The organism is Sphingobium sp. TA15 (assembly GCF_037101235.1).
Taxonomy (GTDB): domain Bacteria; phylum Pseudomonadota; class Alphaproteobacteria; order Sphingomonadales; family Sphingomonadaceae; genus Sphingobium; species Sphingobium indicum.
In genome coordinates this window covers 623,240-644,548 of record NZ_AP025356.1, presented here as the reverse complement: position 1 = coordinate 644,548, position 21,309 = coordinate 623,240, and the positions used below count along the sequence as shown (strand labels likewise).

14 protein-coding genes are annotated in these 21,309 nt (G+C 67.1%); 4 read left to right on the top strand and 10 right to left on the bottom strand.

The genetic code is table 11. The features are described 5' to 3' along the window. Positions 1-132: 132 nt before the first annotated feature. The gene (locus Sj15T_RS20080; protein ID WP_041386863.1) at positions 133-2,250 is read left to right on the top strand and encodes an EAL domain-containing protein; all 2,118 of its coding nucleotides are present in this window, start codon (positions 133-135) and stop codon (positions 2,248-2,250) included. A gap of 119 nt (positions 2,251-2,369) precedes the next feature. On the opposite strand, the gene Sj15T_RS20075 is transcribed toward Sj15T_RS20080, so the two are convergent. Further along, positions 2,370-3,221, bottom strand: a complete 852-nt coding sequence (locus tag Sj15T_RS20075; protein ID WP_013054094.1) for a glucose 1-dehydrogenase — start codon at positions 3,219-3,221, stop codon at positions 2,370-2,372. A 512-nt stretch (positions 3,222-3,733) separates the two neighbouring features. Between Sj15T_RS20075 and Sj15T_RS20070 the strand changes: the two genes are divergently transcribed. Both Sj15T_RS20070 and Sj15T_RS20065 read left to right on the top strand, forming a co-directional pair. After that, a complete protein-coding gene (locus tag Sj15T_RS20070; RefSeq protein ID WP_013054093.1) occupies positions 3,734-5,023 on the top strand; it encodes an MFS transporter in 1,290 nt (429 codons plus the stop codon). Positions 5,024-5,046: 23 nt separating this feature from the next. After that, positions 5,047-5,778 (top strand): SDR family oxidoreductase, encoded by a 732-nt coding sequence (locus tag Sj15T_RS20065; protein ID WP_013054092.1) that lies wholly within the window; start codon positions 5,047-5,049, stop codon positions 5,776-5,778. 220 nt (positions 5,779-5,998) lie between these two features. On the opposite strand, the gene Sj15T_RS20060 is transcribed toward Sj15T_RS20065, so the two are convergent. The 9 genes from Sj15T_RS20060 to Sj15T_RS20020 all read right to left on the bottom strand — a co-directional run bounded on the left by Sj15T_RS20060 (position 5,999) and on the right by Sj15T_RS20020 (position 20,374). After that, positions 5,999-8,035: a M3 family metallopeptidase gene (locus tag Sj15T_RS20060; protein ID WP_013054091.1), complete on the bottom strand. Its 2,037-nt coding sequence runs from the start codon at positions 8,033-8,035 to the stop codon at positions 5,999-6,001. A gap of 84 nt (positions 8,036-8,119) precedes the next feature. Continuing rightward, complete coding sequence (locus tag Sj15T_RS20055) at positions 8,120-8,509, bottom strand: nuclear transport factor 2 family protein (protein WP_013054090.1); 390 nt, start codon at positions 8,507-8,509, stop codon at positions 8,120-8,122. A gap of 215 nt (positions 8,510-8,724) precedes the next feature. Beyond that, a complete protein-coding gene (locus Sj15T_RS20050; protein ID WP_013054089.1) occupies positions 8,725-9,750 on the bottom strand; it encodes a glycosyl hydrolase family 8 in 1,026 nt (341 codons plus the stop codon). Continuing rightward, a complete protein-coding gene (locus Sj15T_RS20045; protein WP_013054088.1) occupies positions 9,725-10,201 on the bottom strand; it encodes a hypothetical protein in 477 nt (158 codons plus the stop codon). The genes Sj15T_RS20050 and Sj15T_RS20045 overlap by 26 nt, the downstream gene beginning before the upstream one ends. Further along, positions 10,201-13,572, bottom strand: coding sequence for a cellulose biosynthesis protein BcsC (locus Sj15T_RS20040; RefSeq protein WP_049775255.1), 3,372 nt, complete (start codon positions 13,570-13,572; stop codon positions 10,201-10,203). The genes Sj15T_RS20045 and Sj15T_RS20040 overlap by 1 nt, the downstream gene beginning before the upstream one ends. Before the next feature lie 2 nt (positions 13,573-13,574). Then, complete coding sequence (gene bcsA, locus Sj15T_RS20035) at positions 13,575-17,900, bottom strand: UDP-forming cellulose synthase catalytic subunit (RefSeq protein WP_013054086.1); 4,326 nt, start codon at positions 17,898-17,900, stop codon at positions 13,575-13,577. Continuing rightward, positions 17,900-18,637 carry a cellulose synthase operon protein YhjQ/BcsQ gene (locus Sj15T_RS20030; protein WP_013054085.1) on the bottom strand — a complete coding sequence of 246 codons (738 nt, stop codon included), beginning with the start codon at positions 18,635-18,637 and terminating at the stop codon, positions 17,900-17,902. Before Sj15T_RS20030 ends, bcsA begins: the two co-directional genes overlap by 1 nt. Continuing rightward, the gene (locus Sj15T_RS20025) at positions 18,637-18,963 is read right to left on the bottom strand and encodes a hypothetical protein (RefSeq protein WP_007686416.1); all 327 of its coding nucleotides are present in this window, start codon (positions 18,961-18,963) and stop codon (positions 18,637-18,639) included. Before Sj15T_RS20025 ends, Sj15T_RS20030 begins: the two co-directional genes overlap by 1 nt. Positions 18,964-19,616: 653 nt before the next feature. After that, a protein-coding gene (locus Sj15T_RS20020; RefSeq protein WP_115288555.1) for an IS5 family transposase occupies positions 19,617-20,374 on the bottom strand; the annotation gives its coding sequence in 2 pieces (ribosomal slippage) (positions 19,617-20,038 and positions 20,038-20,374; 759 coding nt in all). Positions 20,375-20,528: 154 nt separating this feature from the next. Between Sj15T_RS20020 and yaaA the strand changes: the two genes are divergently transcribed. After that, entirely contained in the window at positions 20,529-21,281 is a 753-nt protein-coding gene (yaaA, locus tag Sj15T_RS20015; protein WP_013054084.1) for a peroxide stress protein YaaA, read from the top strand. Positions 21,282-21,309: the final 28 nt, after the last annotated feature.

Sequence of the window (21,309 nt, the reverse complement as noted above, 5' to 3'; positions counted from 1 at the left end):
GGCCATTAAGGAAATCTTAGCCAGCAAATGGTGAAACCTTCTTAAGGGCCGCGGCGCCGGGACAGCAGGAGTAGAATGGCGGACCAGATTTCATCGCGGTCACCTGATGAATTTCAAGGCAGGCAGGACCCGATGGATGGCGACCAGCAGATACTGGCGTCGGCAGGGGTCTTGCGGTGGTCGGTCGACGGGGATGGGCTATGCCATCCCGATGCCGCCACCGCGAGCCGTTTCGGCGTGCGGGACGGCCAGCCGCTGCTCCGCTGGTTCCGCGGCGTGCACCGGATCTTTCGCAAGCCCGTCCTCCAGCTTGCCCGTGCCGTTCTGCGCATGGGCAGGGCCGAAGCGACGCTGACGCTGGAGGATCGTGAAGGCATCATGAGGAATATGCGTGTCGTCGCGCGCATCCGTCGTGACGGGGCGGGCCGGCCGGCGGCCGACCTGGTGATGATCGACGTCACGACCGAACATGCCGAAATCGGACGGCTGCGCCGCAGTACGGAAAATCTGCGCCTGATCGTCGAATATAATCCTCAGCTTCCCTGGCTGGCCGATCCTGACGGCCGGATCATCGACTTCACCGATCGCTGGCTGGAAAGTTCCGGCCTGGACCGGGAGGAGGCGGAGGGCAATGGCTGGCTGGCGGCGACGCATCCGGATGACATCGGCCCGCTGACACAGCGGATCACCCATTCGCTGACCACCGGCGAGTCCTTCGACGTGCGGGTGCGGCTGATGGTCAACGACCAGTATCGCTGGATGCGGGCGCAGGCCTATCCCCGGCGGGACGAGGAAGGCCGGATCATCCGCTGGTACGGCTATACCGAGGACATCCATGAAAGCGTGCTGATCGAGGAGCAGATACGCTGGAACGCCGAGCATGACTCGCTGACCGAGCTGCCCAACCGGGCGATGTTCAACGCCTGCCTGGACAAGGCGCTGGCCAAGGCGCTGACCGAATTCAGGAAGGTCGGCGTGTTCCTGCTGGACATCGACAATTTCAAGGACGTCAACGACCTGATGGGCCATCATGCCGGCGACGATCTGCTGAAAAGCTTTGCCTCTCGCCTGAAGGACATCTTCGCCGGAGAGGGCGTGGTGGCGCGGCTGGGCGGCGACGAATTCGCCATATTGATCGAGAATGTCGAAAGCCGGCAGCAGCTTGCCGACCTGGCCAATCGCGTCCTCACCATCAGGGAGACGCTGTTCGCCGCCGGGCGATCGCTCGAATGCGGGGTCAGCATCGGCGTGGCGGCCTTCCCCGAAGACGGGCGCGTGGCGACGGAACTGCTGCGCCATGCCGACCTGGCGCTCTATCGCGCCAAGTCGCTGGGGCGCGGGCGGATGCAGATGTTCGAGCAGTCGCTGCTGGAGGACATGCAGGAACGCGTGGCCATGATCAACCGGGCGCGGACCGCCGTGCGCGACGGCACGATCATCAGCTATTACCAGCCCAAGGTGTCGTTGCAGACCGGCGAGCTGGTCGGGTTCGAGGCGCTGCTGAGGTGGCGCGACAGTTGCGGCACCATCCGATCGCCGGCGGAGATCTATGCCGCGTTCGACGATCATGACGTGGCCGACATGATCGGGCAGACCATGACCAGCCAGGTGTTCGCCGACATGGCCGCCTGGCGCGCGCGCGGCTTGCCGGTGGGGCATGTCGCCATCAACGTGTCGTCGGCCGAATTGCGGCGGGAGCGCTTCGCCGGCCGGCTGATCGAGACGATGGACCGCTATTCGATCGCGCCCGATTCGATCGAGATCGAGATCACGGAGGGCGTGTTCCTGGGCGCGGCGTCGGATACGGTGCGCCGTTCCATCGACGAACTGCACATGTGCAACATCCCGCTGGCCCTGGACGATTTCGGGACGGGCTTCGCCTCTCTTTCCCATTTGCGGTCGCTGCCGGTCAGCACGCTGAAGATCGACCGATCCTTCGTGAGCGGGGTGACGGCGCGCGAAAGCGACGGCGCCATCGTTTCCGCGCTGGTCACGCTGGGCCGGGCGCTCAACATGAAGGTCGTGGCCGAAGGGGTGGAGGAAGCCGACCAGTCGATCAAGCTGCGGGAGATGGGATGCGACTATGCCCAGGGCTTCTATTTCGGCCGGCCCGCCCCGTCGGAGAATATCCCCGCGCTGATCCAGTCCTGGGGCGAGAACAGCGCCATCGTCACCCTGAACCGGCGGGCCGCGGCCTGGCCCCCGCCCGGCATTCGCGGCGAAAGCCGGACGGGGTCGCGGAGCGCCTGAAGGGGCTCTTCGACGCCGCTTCGCGCTGCCACCTCCCCATCTATCGATGGGGAGGATCAGAAACATCCGCTCCCCACCCGAATCACTCAGTCTGGCGAGGCTTGATTTGTCCGCGCTGCCTAGCCGTTGACGATGGTGCCGCCATTGGGATGCAGCACCTGGCCCGACATGTAGCTGGCGTCGTCGCAGGCCAGGAAGAGGAAGGAGGGGGCGACCTCATTGGGCTGGCCGGGCCTGCCCATGGGCGTGCTCTCCCCGAAATGTTCCAGCTTCTCCGGGCTTGCCCCGCCGCTGGGGTTGAGCGGAGTCCAGATCGGCCCCGGCGCGACGGCGTTCACCCGGATGCCGTCTCCCACCAGATTTTCCGACAGCGACCGGGTGAAGGCGGTGATCGCGCCCTTCGTGCTGGAATAGTCGAGCAGTTCCTTCGACCCCTGGTACATGGTGACGGAAGTGCAGTTGACGATGGCCGCCCCGCGCTTCAGATGCGGGCGCACCGCCTGCGTCAGGAAGAACATGGCGAAGATGTTGGTCTGGAAGGTGCGGCGCAGCTGTTCCTCGCTGATGTCGGTGATGTCGCTGTCGGGATGCTGCTCCCCCGCATTGTTGACGAGTATGTCGATCCGCCCGAATTCCTCCACCACCCGCGCCACGGCGCGATGGCAGAAGTCCCGGTCGCCCAGGTCGCCCGCGATGGTCAGCGCCCGCTGCCCTTCCGCCCGGACGATGTCCGCGGTCTTTTCCGCATCGTCATGTTCGCACAGGTAGAATATCGCGACGTCGGCCCCTTCGCGGGCATAGAGCGCCGCCACCGCCCGCCCGATCCCGCTGTCGGCGCCGGTGACGATGGCCACCTTTCCCGCCAGCCTGCCTGAGCCGGGATAGCGCGGTTCCCATTCGGGCTTGGGTTCCAGCCGGCTTTCATGGCCGGGCAGGCCATCCTCATGGATCATCTCTTCGGTGTCGGGCATCGCACATCTCCTTTCCCGAAGAACTCGCCGCCTGCCGGGGAGTTCATTGGCCAAGGCCCGGTTCGGCGCGCGAATGGGGCGGGTGGAGACATGCGATGGGCCTCGCAGCGCTGGGTCGCGTGGACAAGTTCGAACATGTCGGGAAGTGGCCAATCCAAGACATTCCCCTCCCGCAGGCGGGAGGGGCCAGGGGTGGGCGCGACCCCGGACTTGATCCGGGGAGCTTCTGACTTGGCCGTTGCAAAACAACGCTGATGTTGCGCCAGCCCACCCCCTAACCCCCTCCCGCTTGCGGGAGGGGGAACGTCCGTTCTCCACCCAAATCAACTCAGTCCGGCGGGTCTTGAATTTGTCCCGCTGCCTGGGCTGTATCGACATCAGTTCAGCGCGAGCCGAATGTCGGGACAGCCGGGCGCCCGCCCATCCATGTCCATATTGCGCCAACTGGCCCCTTGACCCTGCGATGACGATCGTCATCTAACGCCGGTCGATCCATCGGGAACGGGGCCTTCATGCTGTCAGCGACTCTCGCCCGCCAAATGGGCGCGCGCCACATCCATTATGGCTGGGCCGTGCTGGCCGCGACCTTCCTCACCATGCTGGTCGTCGCGGGGGCCGTGGGCGCGCCCGGCGTGTTCATCATCCCCCTGCAAAGGGAGTTCGGCTGGAGCGCGGCCGACATTTCCGGGGCGCTGGCCATACGCTTCCTCCTCTTCGGCGGGATGGGGCCGTTCGCCGCCGCCTTCATGAACCGTTTTGGCGTGCGGCGGATGATGCTGGTCTCGCTGGCGATCATCGTCGTCGGGCTGTTGCTGTCCATGGGCATGACCCGGTTGTGGCAGCTCGTCCTGCTGTGGGGCGTCGTCATCGGCATCGGCACGGGCCTGACCGCCATGGTGCTGGGCGCCACCGTCGCCACGCGCTGGTTCACGCACAGGCGGGGCCTGGTCATGGGGTTGCTGTCGGCCAGCACCGCCACGGGCCAACTGGCCTTCCTGCCGCTGCTCGCCGCCTTGACGGAGCGGTTCGGCTGGCGCGCATCGGTCCTGCTGGTGTGCGGCGCGGTCCTGCTGGCGGCGCTGGTCGTGCTGCTGCTGATGCGCGACCGTCCCGCCGACCTCGGCCTGCCGCCCTATGGCGAGAGCGCGGTGCATCCCGCCCCCCCGCAGCCGGCCGGCCTGGGCGCCCTGCTGATGAGTCCGCTGCGCATATTGGCCGATGCGGCGCGGGTGCCCAGCTTCTGGATATTGTTCTTCTCCTTCTACATCTGCGGGGCCAGCACCAACGGGCTGGTCCAGACGCATTTCATCGCCCTGTGCGGCGATTACGGGCTGGCGGCGGTGGGCGCGGCGTCGATGCTGGCGATGATGGGGCTGTTCGATTTCGCGGGCACGCTGGGGTCGGGCTGGCTGTCGGATCGGTTCGACAATCGCTGGCTGCTGTTCTGCTATTATGGCCTGCGCGGGCTGTCGCTGCTCTACCTGCCGTTCAGCGACTTCTCTCTCTACAGCCTGACGGTTTTCGCGATGTTCTATGGCCTGGACTGGGTCGCGACCGTGCCGCCGACGGTCAAGCTGACGGCGCAGCGCTTCGGGCCGGAGCGGGCCAATGTGGTGTTCGGCTGGATCTTCGCCGGGCATCAGCTCGGCGCGGCGAGCGCGGCGCTGGCGGGCGGCCTTTCCCGCACCGTCTGGCAAAGCTATATGCCCGCCTTCGTCGCGGCGGGGATATTGTGCCTGATCGGGGCGGGAATGGTGCTGCTGATCAATCGCGGGCGGAGCAAGACCTTCGCCCTCGCCTGAGCGGCCGGGTGGAGGAGGCATGGATGCTGCAAGGGAAGATCGCCCTCGTCACCGGAGCCGGGCGCGGCCTGGGACGCGAAATCGCGCTGGGCCTTGCCGGGGCGGGGGCGCATGTGCTGCTCCATGGGCGAAGGGGGGAGCCGCTCCAGGCGACGGCCGCCGCCATCGCCGCGCTGGGCGGGACGAGCGCGCCGTTGATCTTCGACCTGGAGGATGGCGAGGCGCTTCGGGCGGCGCTCGGCGCATGCGGGCCGGTCGACATATTGGTGAACAATGCCGGCCATCGCGACCGCAGGCCGATCGGAGAGCTGGACCGGCCGGCGGCGCGGCGGATGTTGGAGATCAATCTGGTCGCGCCCTTCGACCTGGCCCGGACGGTCGCGGCCGGGATGGAGGCGGGCGGGCGGATCGTCAACATCACCTCCATCGCCGGGCAGATCGCCCGGTCGGGCGATGCGGCCTACACCATGGCGAAGGGCGGGCTGGACGCGCTGACGCGCGCGCTGGCGGCGGAACTGGGCGGCCGGGGGATCACCGTCAATGCCGTCGCGCCCGGCTATTTCGCGACCGAGGCCAATGAGGAGATGACCGCGGACCCCGCCGTCGCCGATCATCTGGCCCGGCGCACCTCGCTGGGGCGATGGGGACGGCCGGAGGAGATTGTCGGGCCGGTCCTGTTCCTGGCTTCGGACGCGGCGTCCTATGTGACGGGGCAGGTGCTGGCGGTGGACGGCGGCTACACCGCCCACTTTTAATCCAAGCCGTTCCCGCGAAAGCAAGAACCAAAATTCCTCCCTACGCGCAGCGTGGGGAGGGTCGAAGAGAGGCACGCGACTCTCTTCGACGCCGCCAAAGGCGGCGGTGGAGGGGGAATGGCGTGACCTGCGCATCTTCCCCTCCACCACGCTTCGCGCGGTCCCCCTCCATCTCCCGATGGGGAGAACAGGATAGGTCCGCTCTCGACCCACCCGCCACTCAGGCCGCCAATCCCCGCATGCGCAGCAGCGCATCGACCTCCGGCGCGCGCCCGGCGAAGGCGCGGAAATTCTCTGCGGCGGGGCGGCTGGCCCCGGCAGCCAGGATTTCGCGCCGGAAGGCGGTCGCGCCCCCGCCCGGAATGTCGGCATGCGCGAAAATCTCGAAGGCGTCGGCCGACAGCAGTTCGGCCCAGAGATAGGAATAATAGCCCGCCGCATAGCCGCCCGCGAAGATATGGCTGAACGCATGGGCAAAGCGGTTCCATTCCGGCGGATGGACCACGGCCACCGCCTTGCGCACCTGGTCCAGCATGGCGTTCACCCGCGCGCCCCGCGCCGGGTCGTAGTCGCGGTGGAGCAGCAGGTCGAAGGTCGCGAACTCGATCTGGCGCAAAATGGCCAGGCCCGCCTGGAACTGCCGCGCCGCCAGCAGCCGGTCGAACATCGCCCGCGGCAGCGGCTCGCCGCTGTCGACATGGCCTGACAGGCCGATCAGCGTGTCCCCGTCCCAGGCGAAATTCTCCATGAACTGGCTGGGCAGTTCCACCGCGTCCCACTCCACGCCGCTGATGCCGCCGATGGAGGGCAGGTCCACCTCGGTCAGCAGGTGATGCAGCACATGGCCGAATTCGTGGAACAGCGTCACCACGTCATTATGCGTCACCAGCGAGGGCCGGTCCGCGGCGGGCGGCGCGAAATTGGTGGTGAGATAGGCGATGGGCAGATGCAGCCGGTCGGCATCGCGGAAGCGCGAGCGGCAGACGTCCATCCACGCCCCGCCCCGCTTGCCCGCCCGCGCAAACAGGTCCAGATAGACGCCCGCCACCACGGCGCCGTCCGCGTCCAGCAGGTCGTAGAACAGCACGTCGGGATGCCAGGTCGACACGTCCTGCCGGGCGACGAGGCGAAGGTTGAACAGGCGCTCTATCAACGCCTGCGTCCCGGCAAGCACGCGGGGCAGGGGGAAATAGGCCTTCAGCGCCTCCTGATCGACGCCGTGCAGCGTGCGGCGCATCGCTTCGGCGACATAGGAAAGATCCCAGGGCCGCACATCGTCCAGCCCCAGATGCTCGGCGGCGAAGGCGCGGGCTTCGGCCAGTTCGCGCTCCCCCACCGGCCGCGCCCGCCGGGCGAGGTCGGCGAGGAATGCCAGCGCCTCGCCGGCGTCGGCCGCCATCTTGGTTTCCAGCGAATGGGCGGCGGAATCGGCAAAGCCCAAAATCTGCGCGGCCTCATGGCGCAGCGCCATGACCGCGTCGATCCTCTCGCTGTTGTCGTGGCTCTTGTCGTCCGCCTGGTCGGAGGCGCGGGTGTTGTAGGCGCGATAGACCCGCTCCCGCAGCGCCCGATCCCTGGCGTGGTAGAGGATCGCCAGCACGCTGGGCTGGCGCAGGGTGATCAGCCAGCCCGGCAGCCCCTTTTCCCGCGCATAGGCGGCCAGGATCGCCCTGTCGCTGTCCGGCACTCCTTCCAGCGCCGCTTCGTCGGTGACATGCTCGCTCCAGGCTTCGGTCGCGTCGAGCACCGCATTGCCGAATTTGGTGCTGAGGTCGCTCAACTCCACCCCGATGTCGAGGAAGCGTTGCCGCGCCTCCCCCTCCAGCGCGACGCCCGCCAGGCGGAAGCCGCGCAGGGCGAGATCGACGGCGCGCCGGGCGGCGGGCGGCAGGCTGGCGAAATCGGGGCGGGCGGCCAGCCGGGCGACGGCGTCGTGATGGGCGCGGTTCTGCCCCGCCTCCATCAGATAGGCGGTCATCAGCGCCTGGGCGGCGGCATGCGCCTCCCGCAATTCGGGCGTGTCGGCGACGGAGGCGAGATGCCCGACCGGCGACCAGACCCGCGACAGCAGGAAATCGGCGCGCTCGGCGGTCAGGATGACCGCGTCGAAATCGTCCTTCCCGCCGGCGGCGATCCCTTCGATGGCGGCGCGGTGGGCCGCGATCGCCGTCTCCATGGCGGGGACGACATGGGCGGGCCGGATGGCGGCGAAATCGGGCAGGTCGCTATCGGCAAGGAGGGGATTGTCGGCGGTCATGGCTACTCGCGGCTGGCTGGCCTCTGCGGGATGAGGAACAGCCTTTAATTGGGCGCTGGCGGGCGGCGGTTCAAGCGTTTCCGGTCAAGCGAGCGTCAGGTATATTTCCGCTTCGATGACCCAATCCGCGCCGACCTGCCGCCATTTGGCGCTGTAGCTTCCCGATGCCGGCGGGTGGCCCGAACCGGCGGTCACCCCCTGCCACCGGCCATGTTCCATCGCGATGGGTTCGACCGACGAGGCGACGATATTTTCCGGCGTGCGGGTGTAGACGGTCCGCCGCGCCGCCGCGAATTCCCGCTTCCAGGCCTGGAGCTGCGCCTTGCGGCCGGAGATGACCGCGCTGTCCGATCCGGTGACGAGCACGGCCTGGGGCGCGAGCAGGGGACCGATGGCGTTCAGGTCCGCCTCCGCCAGGGCGCGGTTGAAATCGGCGCGGCGCATGCGGATGGCGAGGTCGGGGGATGTGATCATCGGGCTTCTTTAGGATTTTTGGCGGGGAATGGCCAATCCAAGACATTCCCCCTCCCGCCTGCGGGAGGGGCTAGGGGTGGGCGCGACCCCGGACTTGATCCGGGGGAGCTTCCGGCTTGGCCGATGGAAATAGCCGCTTATGTCGCGCTAGCCCACCCCCTAACCCCCTCCCGCCTGCGGGAGGGGGAATGACGGGAAACCACCTGGAAAGCCGGTCAAATCCGCATCTGGTTCATCAGTCCCAGCGTTGCGGCATAATAGTCCTGATCGACGCCGCCGGCCGGCAGGTTGCGGTTCAGCAGGCGTCCGGCGATGGCGGTGGCGCCGGCGGAAAGCGCATAGGGCGCGGTTTCGCCCGTGACCACATTCACCCAGGCGGGCAGCGGCTTGCCGGCGCGGACGAGGGCGAGCCAATAGCGCGCGATCGCGTCGCATGCGCCGCGCCGTCCGCTCATCAGGCAGTAGAGCGGGACGCGGATGCCCTCGAAGCCGAAGACGGGATCGCGTCCCTCCGCCGGTTCGACCACGCCCTTGCCCTTGATGTCGAGCCAGTCGGCGGGCAGGCCCGATGGGCCGAAGCGCGCCGCCTTCAGGATCTTCATCCCATCGGCCGCCAACGGACCCCAGATGCGCGGTTCCAGCCGGGCGAAGGCGTCTATCGCCGGCCAGACATAATAGGATGGGTTGACGATCACCCTGTCCGCCTTGGCGAAGCCGACCAGGCCCGGCAGCAGCAGGGTGAAGCCGTGGCGCTGCACGATCAGCTTCTGCGCGACAGCGCCCCGGATCGCCGCCGATTGCTGGAGATAGTCCGGCTTGCCCCAGCGGCGGCCCGCCATCAGCAGCGCCCAGGCGATCAGCAGGTCGCCGTCGGTCGCATTATTGGGATCGGCCACCGGATCGGCGCGGCCGGGCGTGTAGCGCCAGCTATGCAGCGCCACGTCCTTGCGCAACAGGGTCTGGGCGGTCCAGCGCGCCATGCCCTCGAAGGCCGCGCCGTCGCCCGCCGCCTGCGCCAGCGCCATGCCATATCCCTGGCCCTCGCTATGGCTGACGCCGCCATTGCCATTGTCGACGATCCTGCCCTCCGGCGTCAGGAAGCGGGTCTTGTAGCCCTGCCAGAGCGTGGGATCGAGCATCAGGCCGTCCGAGGGTCTGGCGCGGGCGCAGCCGGTCGTGAGAGCAAAGGCGAGGGCGGTCAGGATCGCCCGCCGTTCAAATCCCATGACGCAGTTCGACATGCCCGCCCTGGCTGCGCGAAATCCGGGTGCTGAGCCGTTCGCCGCTGCCCATCTGCCGGAACCAGGCGTCATAGGCGCCCTCAAGGATGAAGGGCGCGACCCCGGCCCATATGCCGTCGGCATCGCCCTCCAGCCTTTCGGGCAGGCCGTCATGGAAGATGTCGATGCCTTCATCGTCCAGTTCGAATCGGACGCTGCCCCAATGCAGCCTGTCCCAGACCATGTTGCCGTGCTGGGTCAGCCTGTCCATATCCTTGGCATTGACGATCGGATGGCTTTTGGCAAGTCGCGCACCGACCGCCCGGAAAAAGCCCTGCATCTGTTCCGCCGTGGCGGCGGAGGCGATTTCGGCCAGGATCAGGCTGACGAAGCGCTGTGCGGCCTCCGCGCCGGATGCGAGCATGGCGATGTCCTGATCGCCCGCCACCGGGAAATCCTTCACGAACAACATCAATTGCCTCCGATATTCTGCTTGAGTCCGATCAGCGTCTTGAACTCCTTATATTCACCGAAAGTGTTGATATTCAGTTCCCCGCCCAGCCGCGTATTCGGGCTGACCCGATAGGAAATCGCGCCGCTCGCCGACAGGCCGAAGCCGGTCTTGCTGATGCTGTCATAGCTGGAACGCACGTCGCTGTTCTGGCTCTTGAGGAAATCCAGCACGCCCTGCGCGCCCGGCTCCGTCGGATAGACCGGCTCGCCCTGCTGGTCATAGCTTTGATAGCCGGGCGCGACGCTGGCCTGGATGCTCATCGGGCCGTCATTCGTCCAGTAGCGGATCGGGAAATTGACGCTGAGGAAGCTCTGCGGGCTGAAATAGCCGCCATGGCCATAGGTAAAATAGTTCTGGTTGTTGTCGTAATTCTGGTAATTGACGTTGAAGCCGACCGAAACGCCGGAACGCGCATTCTGCCACGCCCGCAAATAGCCGCCGGCATTGATTTCCACGCTGTCATTGTCGCGCACCGCCGTGCCGTCATAATGATAGAAGGAACCGTCGGCATAGACGCCGTTGCCGTTGCGGTCATAGGACAGGGACAGGCCGCCGCCGCTTTTCATCACCGCGCCCCAGAAGGCGCCGCTGCGCGGATCTTCGGTGCCCGCATAGGCGATGATGCTGTCGGTCACCGGCTTTCGGTCGGCCCAGATGCGGGCGGTGGCGTTGGTCGACAGGCGGGGGGTCAGTTCGATCCTGCCGGTGACATGCTCCTTGGGGAAGCCCAGCGGCGTGACGCCCGCCTCCAGCTTCAGCAGCTTGCTGACATAGCTGGCGGTGACCGCGACGCCGGACTGATGCTGGGTTTCGGCATCGGCGAGCTGGGACGGCTGCTCGTCCACGATCCCCTGCGCTTCGGGCGTGGCGTTGGTGCCGAAGCGGGCGAGCCCCGATCCGGTCGGGCGGCCGGAATCCAGCACGACCGCCGTTGCCTTGATGCCCGCCCGCCCGCCCGCGACAGGGGCGGAGAGGGAGGCGCCGCCGGTCATTTCGCGCAATTTGCTGAGGCCCGTTTCGCCGGAGCGGGAGCGGTATCCGGTGTCGACGTCCACGCGGGGGCCGCTTTCCTCGGCGGATTGCTGCAATTGCCGGTCGATCTCCGCCAGCACCGGATCGGCGGGGAGGTTCGCCATGCCGACGGCCGGATCGCCATAATAGGGCGCAGGAGCCGCCATGCCCGGAAGACCGGCGGCGGCATAGCCCGGCGCGGGCGGGTAGGCGGGCATGGCAGCCGGGGCGGGCGGGGCATAGGCTGATCCCGCCGGCTGCTGCGGGGCGAAGCCCATGGGCGGCGCGTAGGGCGCCGGCAGGGCCGCTGGATTGCTGCCCAGCGCGAAGGGATTGACAGGCTGCGGCGCGGCCATGGCGCGGAAGGGATTGGCCGATTGGGGCGCCGCCGCGAACGGGTTGCCGTTCGCCATGACCGCTCCGGGCGCCATGCCGGTTTCGCGCATGTAGAGCGCCCTGGCGGTCTTGAGGTAACGCGCCGCGTCGCCGTCGCTGCCGCGGGTCTGGGCCATGCGGGCCGCCGCCATATAGACGCGGTAATCGGCCGGGTGCGTCTGGATCGCCTGCTGGGCGACGGCGCGCGCCGTTTCCATGTCGCCCGATGCGCTGGCCGTGTCGATCAGGCCGACCATGGCGTCGCGATCCGCCGGCTTCTGCGCCAGCAGCATGCGGAAGGTCTGCGCCGCCTGCGCGTTGAGGCCGCCCGACTGGTACAGCCGCGCCAGGGCCGAAAGGATTTCCTCATTGCCCGGCGCATCGTTCCATGCCGCCTGCAACAGGTCGAAGGCGGGGGCGAACTGGCCCGCCTGCCGCATCCGGTCCGCCTGCGCGGCGGCCAGCGTCGCCTTCAGATTGCCGAGGCTGCGTTGGCCCTGGAGCGAGGGGCCGGCCAGCGCCGAGGCCTTCTGCACGGCGCTCATGGCCATGCCATCCTGCCCGGTCTGCGCCAGCACCCGCACCGCCGCGTCATAGGCGCCCGCGTCATTGGCGGGGGCGTCCAGCGCCTGCGCCGCCAGCTGGCCCGCGCCACGCGCATCGCCCAGTTCCAGCATGCCCTGCGCCAGCGCGCCCATGCGGTCGGCGGACAGGCCGCGCATCTCCGACGCCTGGCGCAACATGGCGAGCCCCTGGCCCTGCGCGCCCCGCGCCCCTGCGGCCTTCGCCTGCGCGATGGTGGCGGATATGCCGAGGCCGGCGATGAAATTGCGCATCTCCGCCGTGCGCTGCCCTTCCGGGATGCGCGCTGCGACGGCCTGCGCATCGCCGGTGCGGCCCGCCCGGTCGAGGATCAGCGCGGCGGCGTAGAGCGGTTCGGCCTTTTCCGAATAGGAAAGCTGGCGGACGAGCGCGTCCTGCTCCGCCACGCGGCCCTGCTGCTGGAGCAGCCCGGCAAGGTCGTAGGCGACCCAGGGGTCGTCGGGCGCATTGCCCATGGCGGCGCGCAGCAACTGTTCGGCGCGGGCGGCGTCGCCCGCGTCCAGGGCGGCGCGCGCCTCGTTGCGGGTGGCGCTGGCCTGGGCGGTGGCGGCTCCAGCGCCGGCCTTGCCCAATTGGCGATAGAGTTCGGCCGCCTCATTATAGCGGCCCTGCCGTTCATAGACGCTGGCCAGCACCGACACGGCAGGCCCCTTGTCGCGGAAGTCCGACTGGGTGAGCGCCGTGGCGATCCGCTCCGCCTGCGCCAGATCGCCCTTGTCGAGCGCCGTCCGGGCAGAGTCGAGATCGGCATAGAAGCGGGCGGACTGCAACGCCTCCGCCCATTTGCCCGCGCCGCCGATGCGCGAGGCGCGGGTCAGCAGGTCGCGGGCCTGCGCGAATTCGGACTTGCGCAGCCGCACGATCCCCATGCCGCCCAGCGCGTCCGCGTCGTTGGGATTGGCGGAAAGCGCTGCGCGGAATCGGGCGGCCGCGCTGTCGAGCTGTCCGGCCTCCAGCGCGCGGAAGCCGGCGGCGCGGGCATCGCCGCCCCGGTCGGTGCGCGCCGGGCGCGCGGACGCGGTGCGTGCCGGGGCGGATGCCGCCTGGGCGGGCGCGGGTGACGCCTTGGGCGCGGCTTTCGGCTGAGGCGCGGGCCTGGCCTGGGGGGCGGGCCTGGCCTGGGGCGCATTGCCGGCAAGGCCGCGCCGCGCCTCCGCATTGGAAGGGTCGATGGCCAGCACCCGGTTATAGGCCTGCCGCGCCAGGTCGCCGCGTCCCTTGGACTGCCAGTAGCGCGCCTGCTTGAGCAGCGGGGCGACGCCCTGCACCTCCGCCTGCGCCATGGGCATCGTCGCGATGGCCAGCAGGGGCAGGCCGAGGAGGGAGATCGTCTTCTTCATGTTCATTTCACCGCTTCGAGGCGCTGGGTTTCCTGCCGCTTGAACAGCAGATAGACCGGGGCGGAGATGAGGAAGGCGACCAGCAGGCCGCCGAGCGCGATCAGGAACGGCCGCTGGCTCATCCAATAGGCGATCTTCATCCAGACCGGCAGCGATCCGACCCAATAGCCGTCGCCCACCGCAAAGCTCGCCATGCCTTCGCCGTCCACCACCGAAAGGTCGCCCTGGACCTGCGCGTTGATCCGGGTGTCGTTGAGGCCGTTGACCAGCGTGGGCAGCGCTTCGGGATCGCTGGCCAGCAGCGCGACGACGCTGCGCTCCGCGTCGAAGGGCGACTGGAAGCCGACGATGCCGCTGAAACTGTCGGACCCGGAGAAGAAGCCGTCGACGGTGGCGCTGTCGCTGCGCTCATAGGGGGAGAAGAGGTCGAAGGCGCGCTCCACCGGCGTGCGTTCGGTGACGCGCAGCCGGCCGTCCTGGTAGAAGACGGGCGCGCCGGAAAAGAGCGATTCCGACTGGGCGATCTGTATGGGGCCGATGACCAATATGTCCTTGCCCGCCATCCGCGCGGCGTCGACCGACCGGGTGACGCTGGCCCGGATCGCGGGCGCGCCGGTGGCGTCCCCGAAGCGGCCCATGACGTTCAGGAACGCCTCGACCACGGCGGGCGTCGGGTCGCCGGGCAGCAGGACGACCGTCTCCGCCATGTCGGGGCGCACGGTGAAGGGATAGCCGCCGCCCGCGAAGCTCGCCAGGTCGGGCATGTGCAGCGCGTGATAGGCGTGGCTGAGGTCGATCGAGCTTTCCGGCAGGATGCTCACCCGCACATTGTCGGGCAGCATTCCCTCGCAGCGCTGCTTGGACTGGACCAGCAGATTATAGTCGAACACCAGCGAGTTCTGGCCGAACAGGTCGTAGCGCGGCAGCACGACGTCGGCGCGGGACGTATATGCCGCGGGCCGTCCGCCGCCGAACCATTTGTCCCACCAATGCTCGCCGGTCAGGGGCAGGGTGGTCAGATATTGGCCGTTCATCGACAGGTCGAGGCGCGAGCGGGACTTGTCGAGCCAGGGGGCGGAGGGATAGCGGTAGCGCAGGTCGAGCTTGGCGCCCTGGCGCGGCCAGAAGAACAGGTCGGGCGCGACATGGAAACCGGCGCTGAGCGGGCCGGGCGGCAGGCCGATGCCCTGAAGGGCGTAGCGCGGCACGATCTCGCCCAGGCGCACCGGCCGGTCGGTCCGCAGCCAGCGCGGCGCGGAATAGCGGGGGAAGGAGGGCAGGCGCACGCCGTCCAGCGACGCGCTCGCCCCGCCCAGCATGCCCCGTCCGATGGCGAGCGCCGCGGCGGCCTGCTTCAACTGCTTCTCGTCGCTGCCGCTGACGACCAGCAACTGGCCCTCGCTATCCACGGGATTGGCGATGACCGTGGCGGCGGGGCCGGCGGGCAGATCGATGCCGGGGATGCGGCGGCCCGGCGTCACGAACAGCACGGCGTTGCCGGCGGGGATCTGGCCGAAGCTGGGCTTGAAGGAATAGCCGCGATAGCTGGCCATGCCGCCGAACCAGGATGCGGTGCTGGCGGCCGCCTCCAGCTCGCCATTGGTGGGCTTGCCCGCGAAGACGAAGGGCAGTTTCAGCGCCACATTGTCGTTGCGGTCGAAAAAGGGCGCGGGCAGGCGCGCCAGGTCAGGCTTCAGCGGCAGCGACTGGGTGGTGATGTTCAGCACCGACCGGGTGTTGCTGACATTGGCCCAGAGCGAGCTGTGGAAGGGGTCTTCGCAGTCGCGGGTGTAATGGCCGATGAAGCGCAGGTTCAGCGAATTGTCGCCCGGCAGGAACAGCGCCGGGTTGATCGGCACGTTGACCGTCTGCGTCGTGCCGTCCGAAGGCCGAAGCGGCAGGGCGTTGACCACTTCTCCGTTCAGCAGGACGACGATCTGGCTGAGGTCGCCCAGCAGCGAGGGCGAGAAGTTGAAGGCCAGGGTCAGCGATGCGGCGGTCACGACCTGGTTGCTGCGCAGGCCGAAGGGAATGCCATATTCGCCCCGCGTTCCGGCGAGGCGGATGGGATTCCTGACCTGCAGGTCCTTGAGCGGCAGCCGCTGCGGCCTGCCCGTCGAAGCCGGGACCGGCGCGGCCGCCACGGGGCTGATCGCCGGCACGGCCGGAACCGCGTTGGCGGAGGTGGTGGCGAGCGCCCCGGCGGCCGCTGCGGCGGCCATGGCGCGCATCGCCTTCTTCCGGCGGCGCGGCAGGCGCCATATGTCGATGATGGTGTCGATGCCCACGCTGAAAATATCCCTGATGGATTTGAGGCCGGCGACCGGCGCCAGCGGCTTGTCCGATTGCCACGCGTCGGCGCGGCCCATGACGGCGCGCACCAGATGACGGGCGCGCACCATGTCGAGCGGCTGGAAGCGCAGCTTCGCCCGGCCATTGTCCAGGCGGACCGTGTCGACCGGAATGGTCAGCGTCTCGTCCCCCATCGGCAGCGAGATGTCCGTGACCTTGCGCCCCTGGAGCGCGAAACCGTCCGGCAGCTCCGCCGCCAGCCCGCCCAATGAAATGTCCACGGTCGTCCCGTCGACGACATAGCCGTCGTCGAAATAGAGCGTGACCGGCATTTGCGCGGTGATGCGGATATTCTCGCGCACCTGGCGCTGTTCCCGCGCGACCGAAATCGCGGCGATCAGGATCAGCAGGCTGAAGCTGGCCCATGCGGTGTTCAGCAGCACCGTGTCCCACTGCGCGTCGAACAGCAGGGGGAAGTTCAGCTTCATGAAGCCGAAGACGACGCCGAACACCAGCAGCAGCGCGGTGATGACATGCGGGCGCACCGTGGTGCCGTCGAAATAGGTCTGGTCCAGCAGGCCGCCCTTGTCGGTCACGTTGAACTTGCCCTTGCGCGGGTTCAGCAGCGTGAACAGCGTCGGCTTCACCAGATGGAAGGCGAGCAGCGTTTCGTAGATCTCGCCCCAGAAGGGCCGCCGGTCGCCGCCCTGGATGCGCTCGCTCGACATGGTGGAGATGAACAGGTGCGGCAGCGCATAGGCGAAGATCAGCGCGGCCGACGCATGGATGATGTTCTGTCCGCCGATCAGATAGGCGAGCGGCGATGTCAGGAACACGATGCGCGGCAGCGGAAACTGGAAATGCAGCATCGCGTTCAGGTAGCAAAGCCGCTGGTGCCAGTTCAGGCCCGGCCCGAACAGCGGATTGTCGATCCGCATGATCTGCGTCATGCCGCGCGCCCAGCGGATGCGCTGGCCGACATGCAGCACCAGCCGCTCGGTCGCGAGGCCCGCCGACAGGCGGATGCCGATATAGGCGGTGTTCCAGCCCATGCGCTGCAGTTTCAGCGCGGTATGCGCGTCCTCCGTCACCGTCTCGCCGGCAAAGCCGTTGGTCTGCTCCAGCGCGGATCGGCGGATGACCGCGCACGACCCGCAGAAGAAGGTCGCGTTCCACAGGTCGTTGCCCTTCTGCACCGCGCCGTAGAACAGGTCGCCTTCGCCCGGCAGTTCCTTCACATTGCCCAGGTTGCGCTGCACCGGGTCGGGCGAATAGAAATGGTGCGGCGTCTGCATCAGCGCCAGCCGCGCGTCCTTCTGGAACCAGCCGACCGTCATCTGCAGGAAGGCGCGGGTGGGGACATGGTCGCAGTCGAAGATCGCGATCAGTTCGCCGTCGGTCTTCTTCATCGCGGCGTTCAGATTGCCCGCCTTGGCGTGCAGATTGTCGGCCCGCGTCAGGTAGCCGCAGCCCGCCTGCCGCGCGAAGGCCCGGAATTCGGGTCGGCGGCCGTCGTCCAGGATATAGACGTGGAACCGATCGCGCGGATAATCCATGTCCATCGCCGCGAAGACCGTGTTCTGCACGATCGCCAGGCTCTCATTATAGGTCGGGATATAGACGTCGATGACCGGCCACTGGTCCGGTTCGCCCTCGATCTCCACCACCGGGCGGTCCAGCGGCCAGCTGGTCTGCAACAGGCCCAGGACCAGGATGACCCAGGCGTAGAGTTCCGCCAGATAGAGGCCCGTGCCCAGCAGGGCCGCGGGCAGGCTGTCGAAGTCCAGCGTGTGGGTCGTGCGCCAGAACAGGTAGCGGGTGGACACCAGCAGCGACAGCAGGCCGATGGCGATGGTCGACCGCTTGCCGGGCGAACGGTTGAACAGGATCACGCCCGCCATGGTGGTCAGCGCGAAGATCCATTGCGATTCCAGGTCGAGCGGCACCGTCACCACGACGATGACGACGGCCGCCACCAGGAGCCCTGCCGCAAGCCTGAGCAGGGCCTGCGGCGCGAAACGGGAAGGAAGGGACATCAGGCGTCCCCCGTGACCTGTATGCTTGCGTCTTCCGGGACGGGTCGCAGCCCGATGCGCTCCTCCACGGCGTCGGCGAACAGGCGCAGATCCTGCAACGCGGCGCTGGTCGGCGCATATTTGCCGATGAGTTCGAACCGGGCGAGCGCTTCATTGACAGCCTCGTCGCGGCGGATGGTGGCCAGCAACTGGTCTCCGAACAGGTCGCGGACGAAGCTGTGGCTGTGGCGGGACAGCTTCTGCCGGTCGTCGAGCTGGTTGAGGACGAAGACGGTGCGGTCGAGCTTCATCGCCGGGGCCGTCTCGCTGAGGCGGTTGAGCGTGGCGAGCGAGGCGGCGGTGGGCAGCAGCGGGCAGATGTGCAGCGCGCAGCGCGGCATCAGCAGCTCCAGCAGGCGCCGGTCCTCCGACGCGACGTCGACGACCCAGATATGGCCGGGGTCGAACATCCGCTCATATTCCCGGTCGGCCCGCGCCGCGAAGGCGGCGGAGCGGCTCTGGCCATGGCCCTGCATGACGCTGACGCCGAAGGCCACCAGCGGCTCCCCGCCGGCCGCGCCCCATTCCGGCACGGCCTGCGCCGGCATGAAGCCGAAATGCATCTTCAGCGAATCCTGGAAGGTGCAGTCGAGCGCGTTGACCTCATAGCCCTTGCCCGCCAGGTGCAGGGCAAGCTGGGCCGCCAGAAACGTCGCGCCGGTGCCCCCCTTGGGCGATTGAACCAGGACGACCGCCATCAATCCAGCTCCGAGAAGCGGTTGAAGAATTCCTTGAGGTCGACATTGGCCTTCGGCGCGGCCCGGCGCGGTTGCGCGTCATATCGGGCGAAGATCTGGCCGGGCGCGGCCGGGGGTTGCGGCGCCCTGGGGGCGGGCCGTTCGTCCTGCTGCCGCACCTGCGGGACGGGAAGCCGCGCCGCGTCGTCGCCCACCACCTTCTGGTCGCCCAGAACAGCCGCGAAAATGGGCCATAATTCCGTTTCCGAAAACCTGTCCTCGAATTCGCGATAGGCGAAATCCCTGCGGTTCAGCTTCTCCAGCAATTTGCGAGCGTCGCGGCGCATCGGCCCCCCATATGCGTGAACGAATGGTATATTGTTGATTACAGCTAATTTACTATATCTTTCTTAATAGAAAGACAGGTCAATGCGACAAAAATCTGAATGTTGATGTAGATCAGGATAAGACGGAATTTGTTTCGCTAGGCGATTGATTCGAAAAGATTGTGTCCTGTGATATGTGCATGCGAACCCTTTTCGTCATTCCCAATACGGAACAATATGCGGGCGACCAGAGGATAGGTCGGTCGATGCAAGGATGCGGATGGAAAGCGGTGGAAAAGCCTTCGAAATCTTGAACCAGGTAAATTCCAGGCAAGGATTTCAATGCATTGGCGAATAATGAATGGATAATGGCGGCCAGCTATTAGATCCGATCCGGCGAGAATCGTCGCCTGGGCAGCGCGCCCGGCCGGAATCGCGCGGCGAAGTCGTTTCGGTTCCGCAGAAGAAGATGGATTTTATTGGGCGGTATCGACTTCGGCCCTGACGACGCTGTCTAGGGTGTGTGGGGATTCAGTTCAGGGCGAGGCGAAAATAGTGGATTTCGAGAACTGGCGCGCAGCGTACTTCAGTACGTGAGCACCGGAAGCGCAGAAAGCCGCTATTTGCAGCCCGCCATGGGCTGAATCCCCACACACCCTAAGGCTTGTTGAGATTCATCGAGAGTTGATGACGGCACTGGCGAGATAGATCATGGCTGAGAAGCTCTGATCGGTCTTGTCGGAACGCATGGCGATTCGTTTGAACTCCTTGAGTTTGCAGAAGAAGTTCTCGATGAGGTGACGCCATTTGTAGAGTTCTGCGTCGATCCGGCGCTTGCTGGCCCGTCCGGGATGCTGTGAGATCACGACCCTTGCGCCCCGCGCGTCGAGTTCAGCAATGATGGCGTTGGTGTCGAACGCCTTGTCGGCCATGAAGCCAGCGAAGGCGAGGTTCTCGATGAGGGGCGGGACACCTATGATGTCGCAGCGCTGACCCGGTAGCAGCACGAAGCGAACGAGATTGCCCAAGGCATCCGTGAGTGCGACGATCTTGGTGGTCATGCCGCCCTTCGACCGCCCTATGGCCTGGCTTTGAGTCCCCCTTTTGCGCCCTGGCCGTGGCGGTGGACCTTGACGATCGTGCCATCGACCATTGCAAACTCCATGTCTGGATCATCCGACGCGGCGTCGAAAAGCCGTTGGAAAACATCGGCTTTCACCCAATCCCGATAGCGCTTGAAGATCGTGTTCCACTTCCCGAATGCAGCCGGAAGATCACGCCATGGACTGCCCGTGCGCGCAATCCACAACACCGCCTCCAGAAATAGCCGATTGTCGTGGCCGCTCCGACCCGGATCGCTTGCCTTGCCAAGACAATATGGCGCCATCTTTGCCCACTGATCGTCCCGAAGGACAAGTCGTTCAGCTTCCATCACAAACTCCTTCAAGGAGCTTGAATCAGATCAAAGCCTAAAGGGGAATCCTGAATCTCAACAAGCCTTAGGCCACTTCCCGGCTGCGGCGGCGCACGGGACGTGATGGCGCAGGCTTTTGACGCAGGGGCGGGTGGCCGCTACGGAGGCTGCGATGATCGTGCTGCTATCCCCCGCCAAGACGCTGGATTTCGAAAGCGCGCCGCCGCCCCTTCCGGTCACGGCGCCGCATTTCCTTGAAGAGGCGCATAGCCTGGCGAGATCGGCGGCGAACCTGTCGCAGAAGCGGCTGTCGGAGCTGATGCATATCTCGCCGCGCCTGGCGAAGCTCAATGCGGGCCGCTTTCGCGATTTTCCCCACCTGCCGGAGCGGCAGGCCCTGTTCGCCTTCGCCGGCGACGTCTATGCCGGTTTCGAAGCGCAGACGCTGGACGAAGCGGGCATCGCCTTCGCCCAGGACCATGTCCGGATGCTGTCGGGCCTTTATGGCCTGTTGCGGCCGCTGGATGCGATCCGGCCCTATCGGCTGGAGATGGGAACGCGCTGGGCGCCGCGCCACAGCAAGCTGACCGACTGGTGGGGCGATCGCATCGCCGCCCTGTTGCGCGGGCAGGTCGCGCAGGAAGGGTCGGGCGTGATCCTCAACCTTGCCAGCCAGGAATATTTCGCGGCGGTGGAAGGCAAGCTGGCGGGCATCCGCGTCATCGACGTCGATTTTCGCGAACCCGGCCCCGACGGACCGCGTTTCGTCAGCTTCAACGCCAAGCGGGCGCGCGGCATGATGGCCCGATGGATGTGCGAACATCACATAACCGATGTCGAGGCGATGCGCGGCTTCGACAGCGACGGTTATCGCTTCGACGCCGGGGAGAGCGAGCCGGACCGCTGGCGCTTCACCCGCGCCTGATCGAATCCGGCGCCGGGACCGCCGGGAT

What these genes read in the sequence shown, in the direction of transcription:
- Sj15T_RS20030 (WP_013054085.1), bottom strand. Translation starts at nt 18,637, where the DNA reads ATGGCGGTCGTCCTGGTTCAATCGCCCAAGGGGGGCACCGGCGCGACG.
- Sj15T_RS20050 (WP_013054089.1), bottom strand. Translation starts at nt 9,750, where the DNA reads ATGTCGAACTGCGTCATGGGATTTGAACGGCGGGCGATCCTGACCGCC.
- Sj15T_RS20045 (WP_013054088.1), bottom strand. Translation starts at nt 10,201, where the DNA reads ATGTTGTTCGTGAAGGATTTCCCGGTGGCGGGCGATCAGGACATCGCC.
- Sj15T_RS20040 (WP_049775255.1), bottom strand. Translation starts at nt 13,572, where the DNA reads ATGAAGAAGACGATCTCCCTCCTCGGCCTGCCCCTGCTGGCCATCGCG.
- Sj15T_RS20075 (WP_013054094.1), bottom strand. Translation starts at nt 3,221, where the DNA reads ATGCCCGACACCGAAGAGATGATCCATGAGGATGGCCTGCCCGGCCAT.
- Sj15T_RS20065 (WP_013054092.1), top strand. Translation starts at nt 5,047, where the DNA reads ATGCTGCAAGGGAAGATCGCCCTCGTCACCGGAGCCGGGCGCGGCCTG.
- Sj15T_RS20080 (WP_041386863.1), top strand. Translation starts at nt 133, where the DNA reads ATGGATGGCGACCAGCAGATACTGGCGTCGGCAGGGGTCTTGCGGTGG.
- Sj15T_RS20070 (WP_013054093.1), top strand. Translation starts at nt 3,734, where the DNA reads ATGCTGTCAGCGACTCTCGCCCGCCAAATGGGCGCGCGCCACATCCAT.
- yaaA (WP_013054084.1), top strand. Translation starts at nt 20,529, where the DNA reads ATGATCGTGCTGCTATCCCCCGCCAAGACGCTGGATTTCGAAAGCGCG.
- bcsA (WP_013054086.1), bottom strand. Translation starts at nt 17,900, where the DNA reads ATGTCCCTTCCTTCCCGTTTCGCGCCGCAGGCCCTGCTCAGGCTTGCG.
- Sj15T_RS20060 (WP_013054091.1), bottom strand. Translation starts at nt 8,035, where the DNA reads ATGACCGCCGACAATCCCCTCCTTGCCGATAGCGACCTGCCCGATTTC.
- Sj15T_RS20055 (WP_013054090.1), bottom strand. Translation starts at nt 8,509, where the DNA reads ATGATCACATCCCCCGACCTCGCCATCCGCATGCGCCGCGCCGATTTC.
- Sj15T_RS20025 (WP_007686416.1), bottom strand. Translation starts at nt 18,963, where the DNA reads ATGCGCCGCGACGCTCGCAAATTGCTGGAGAAGCTGAACCGCAGGGAT.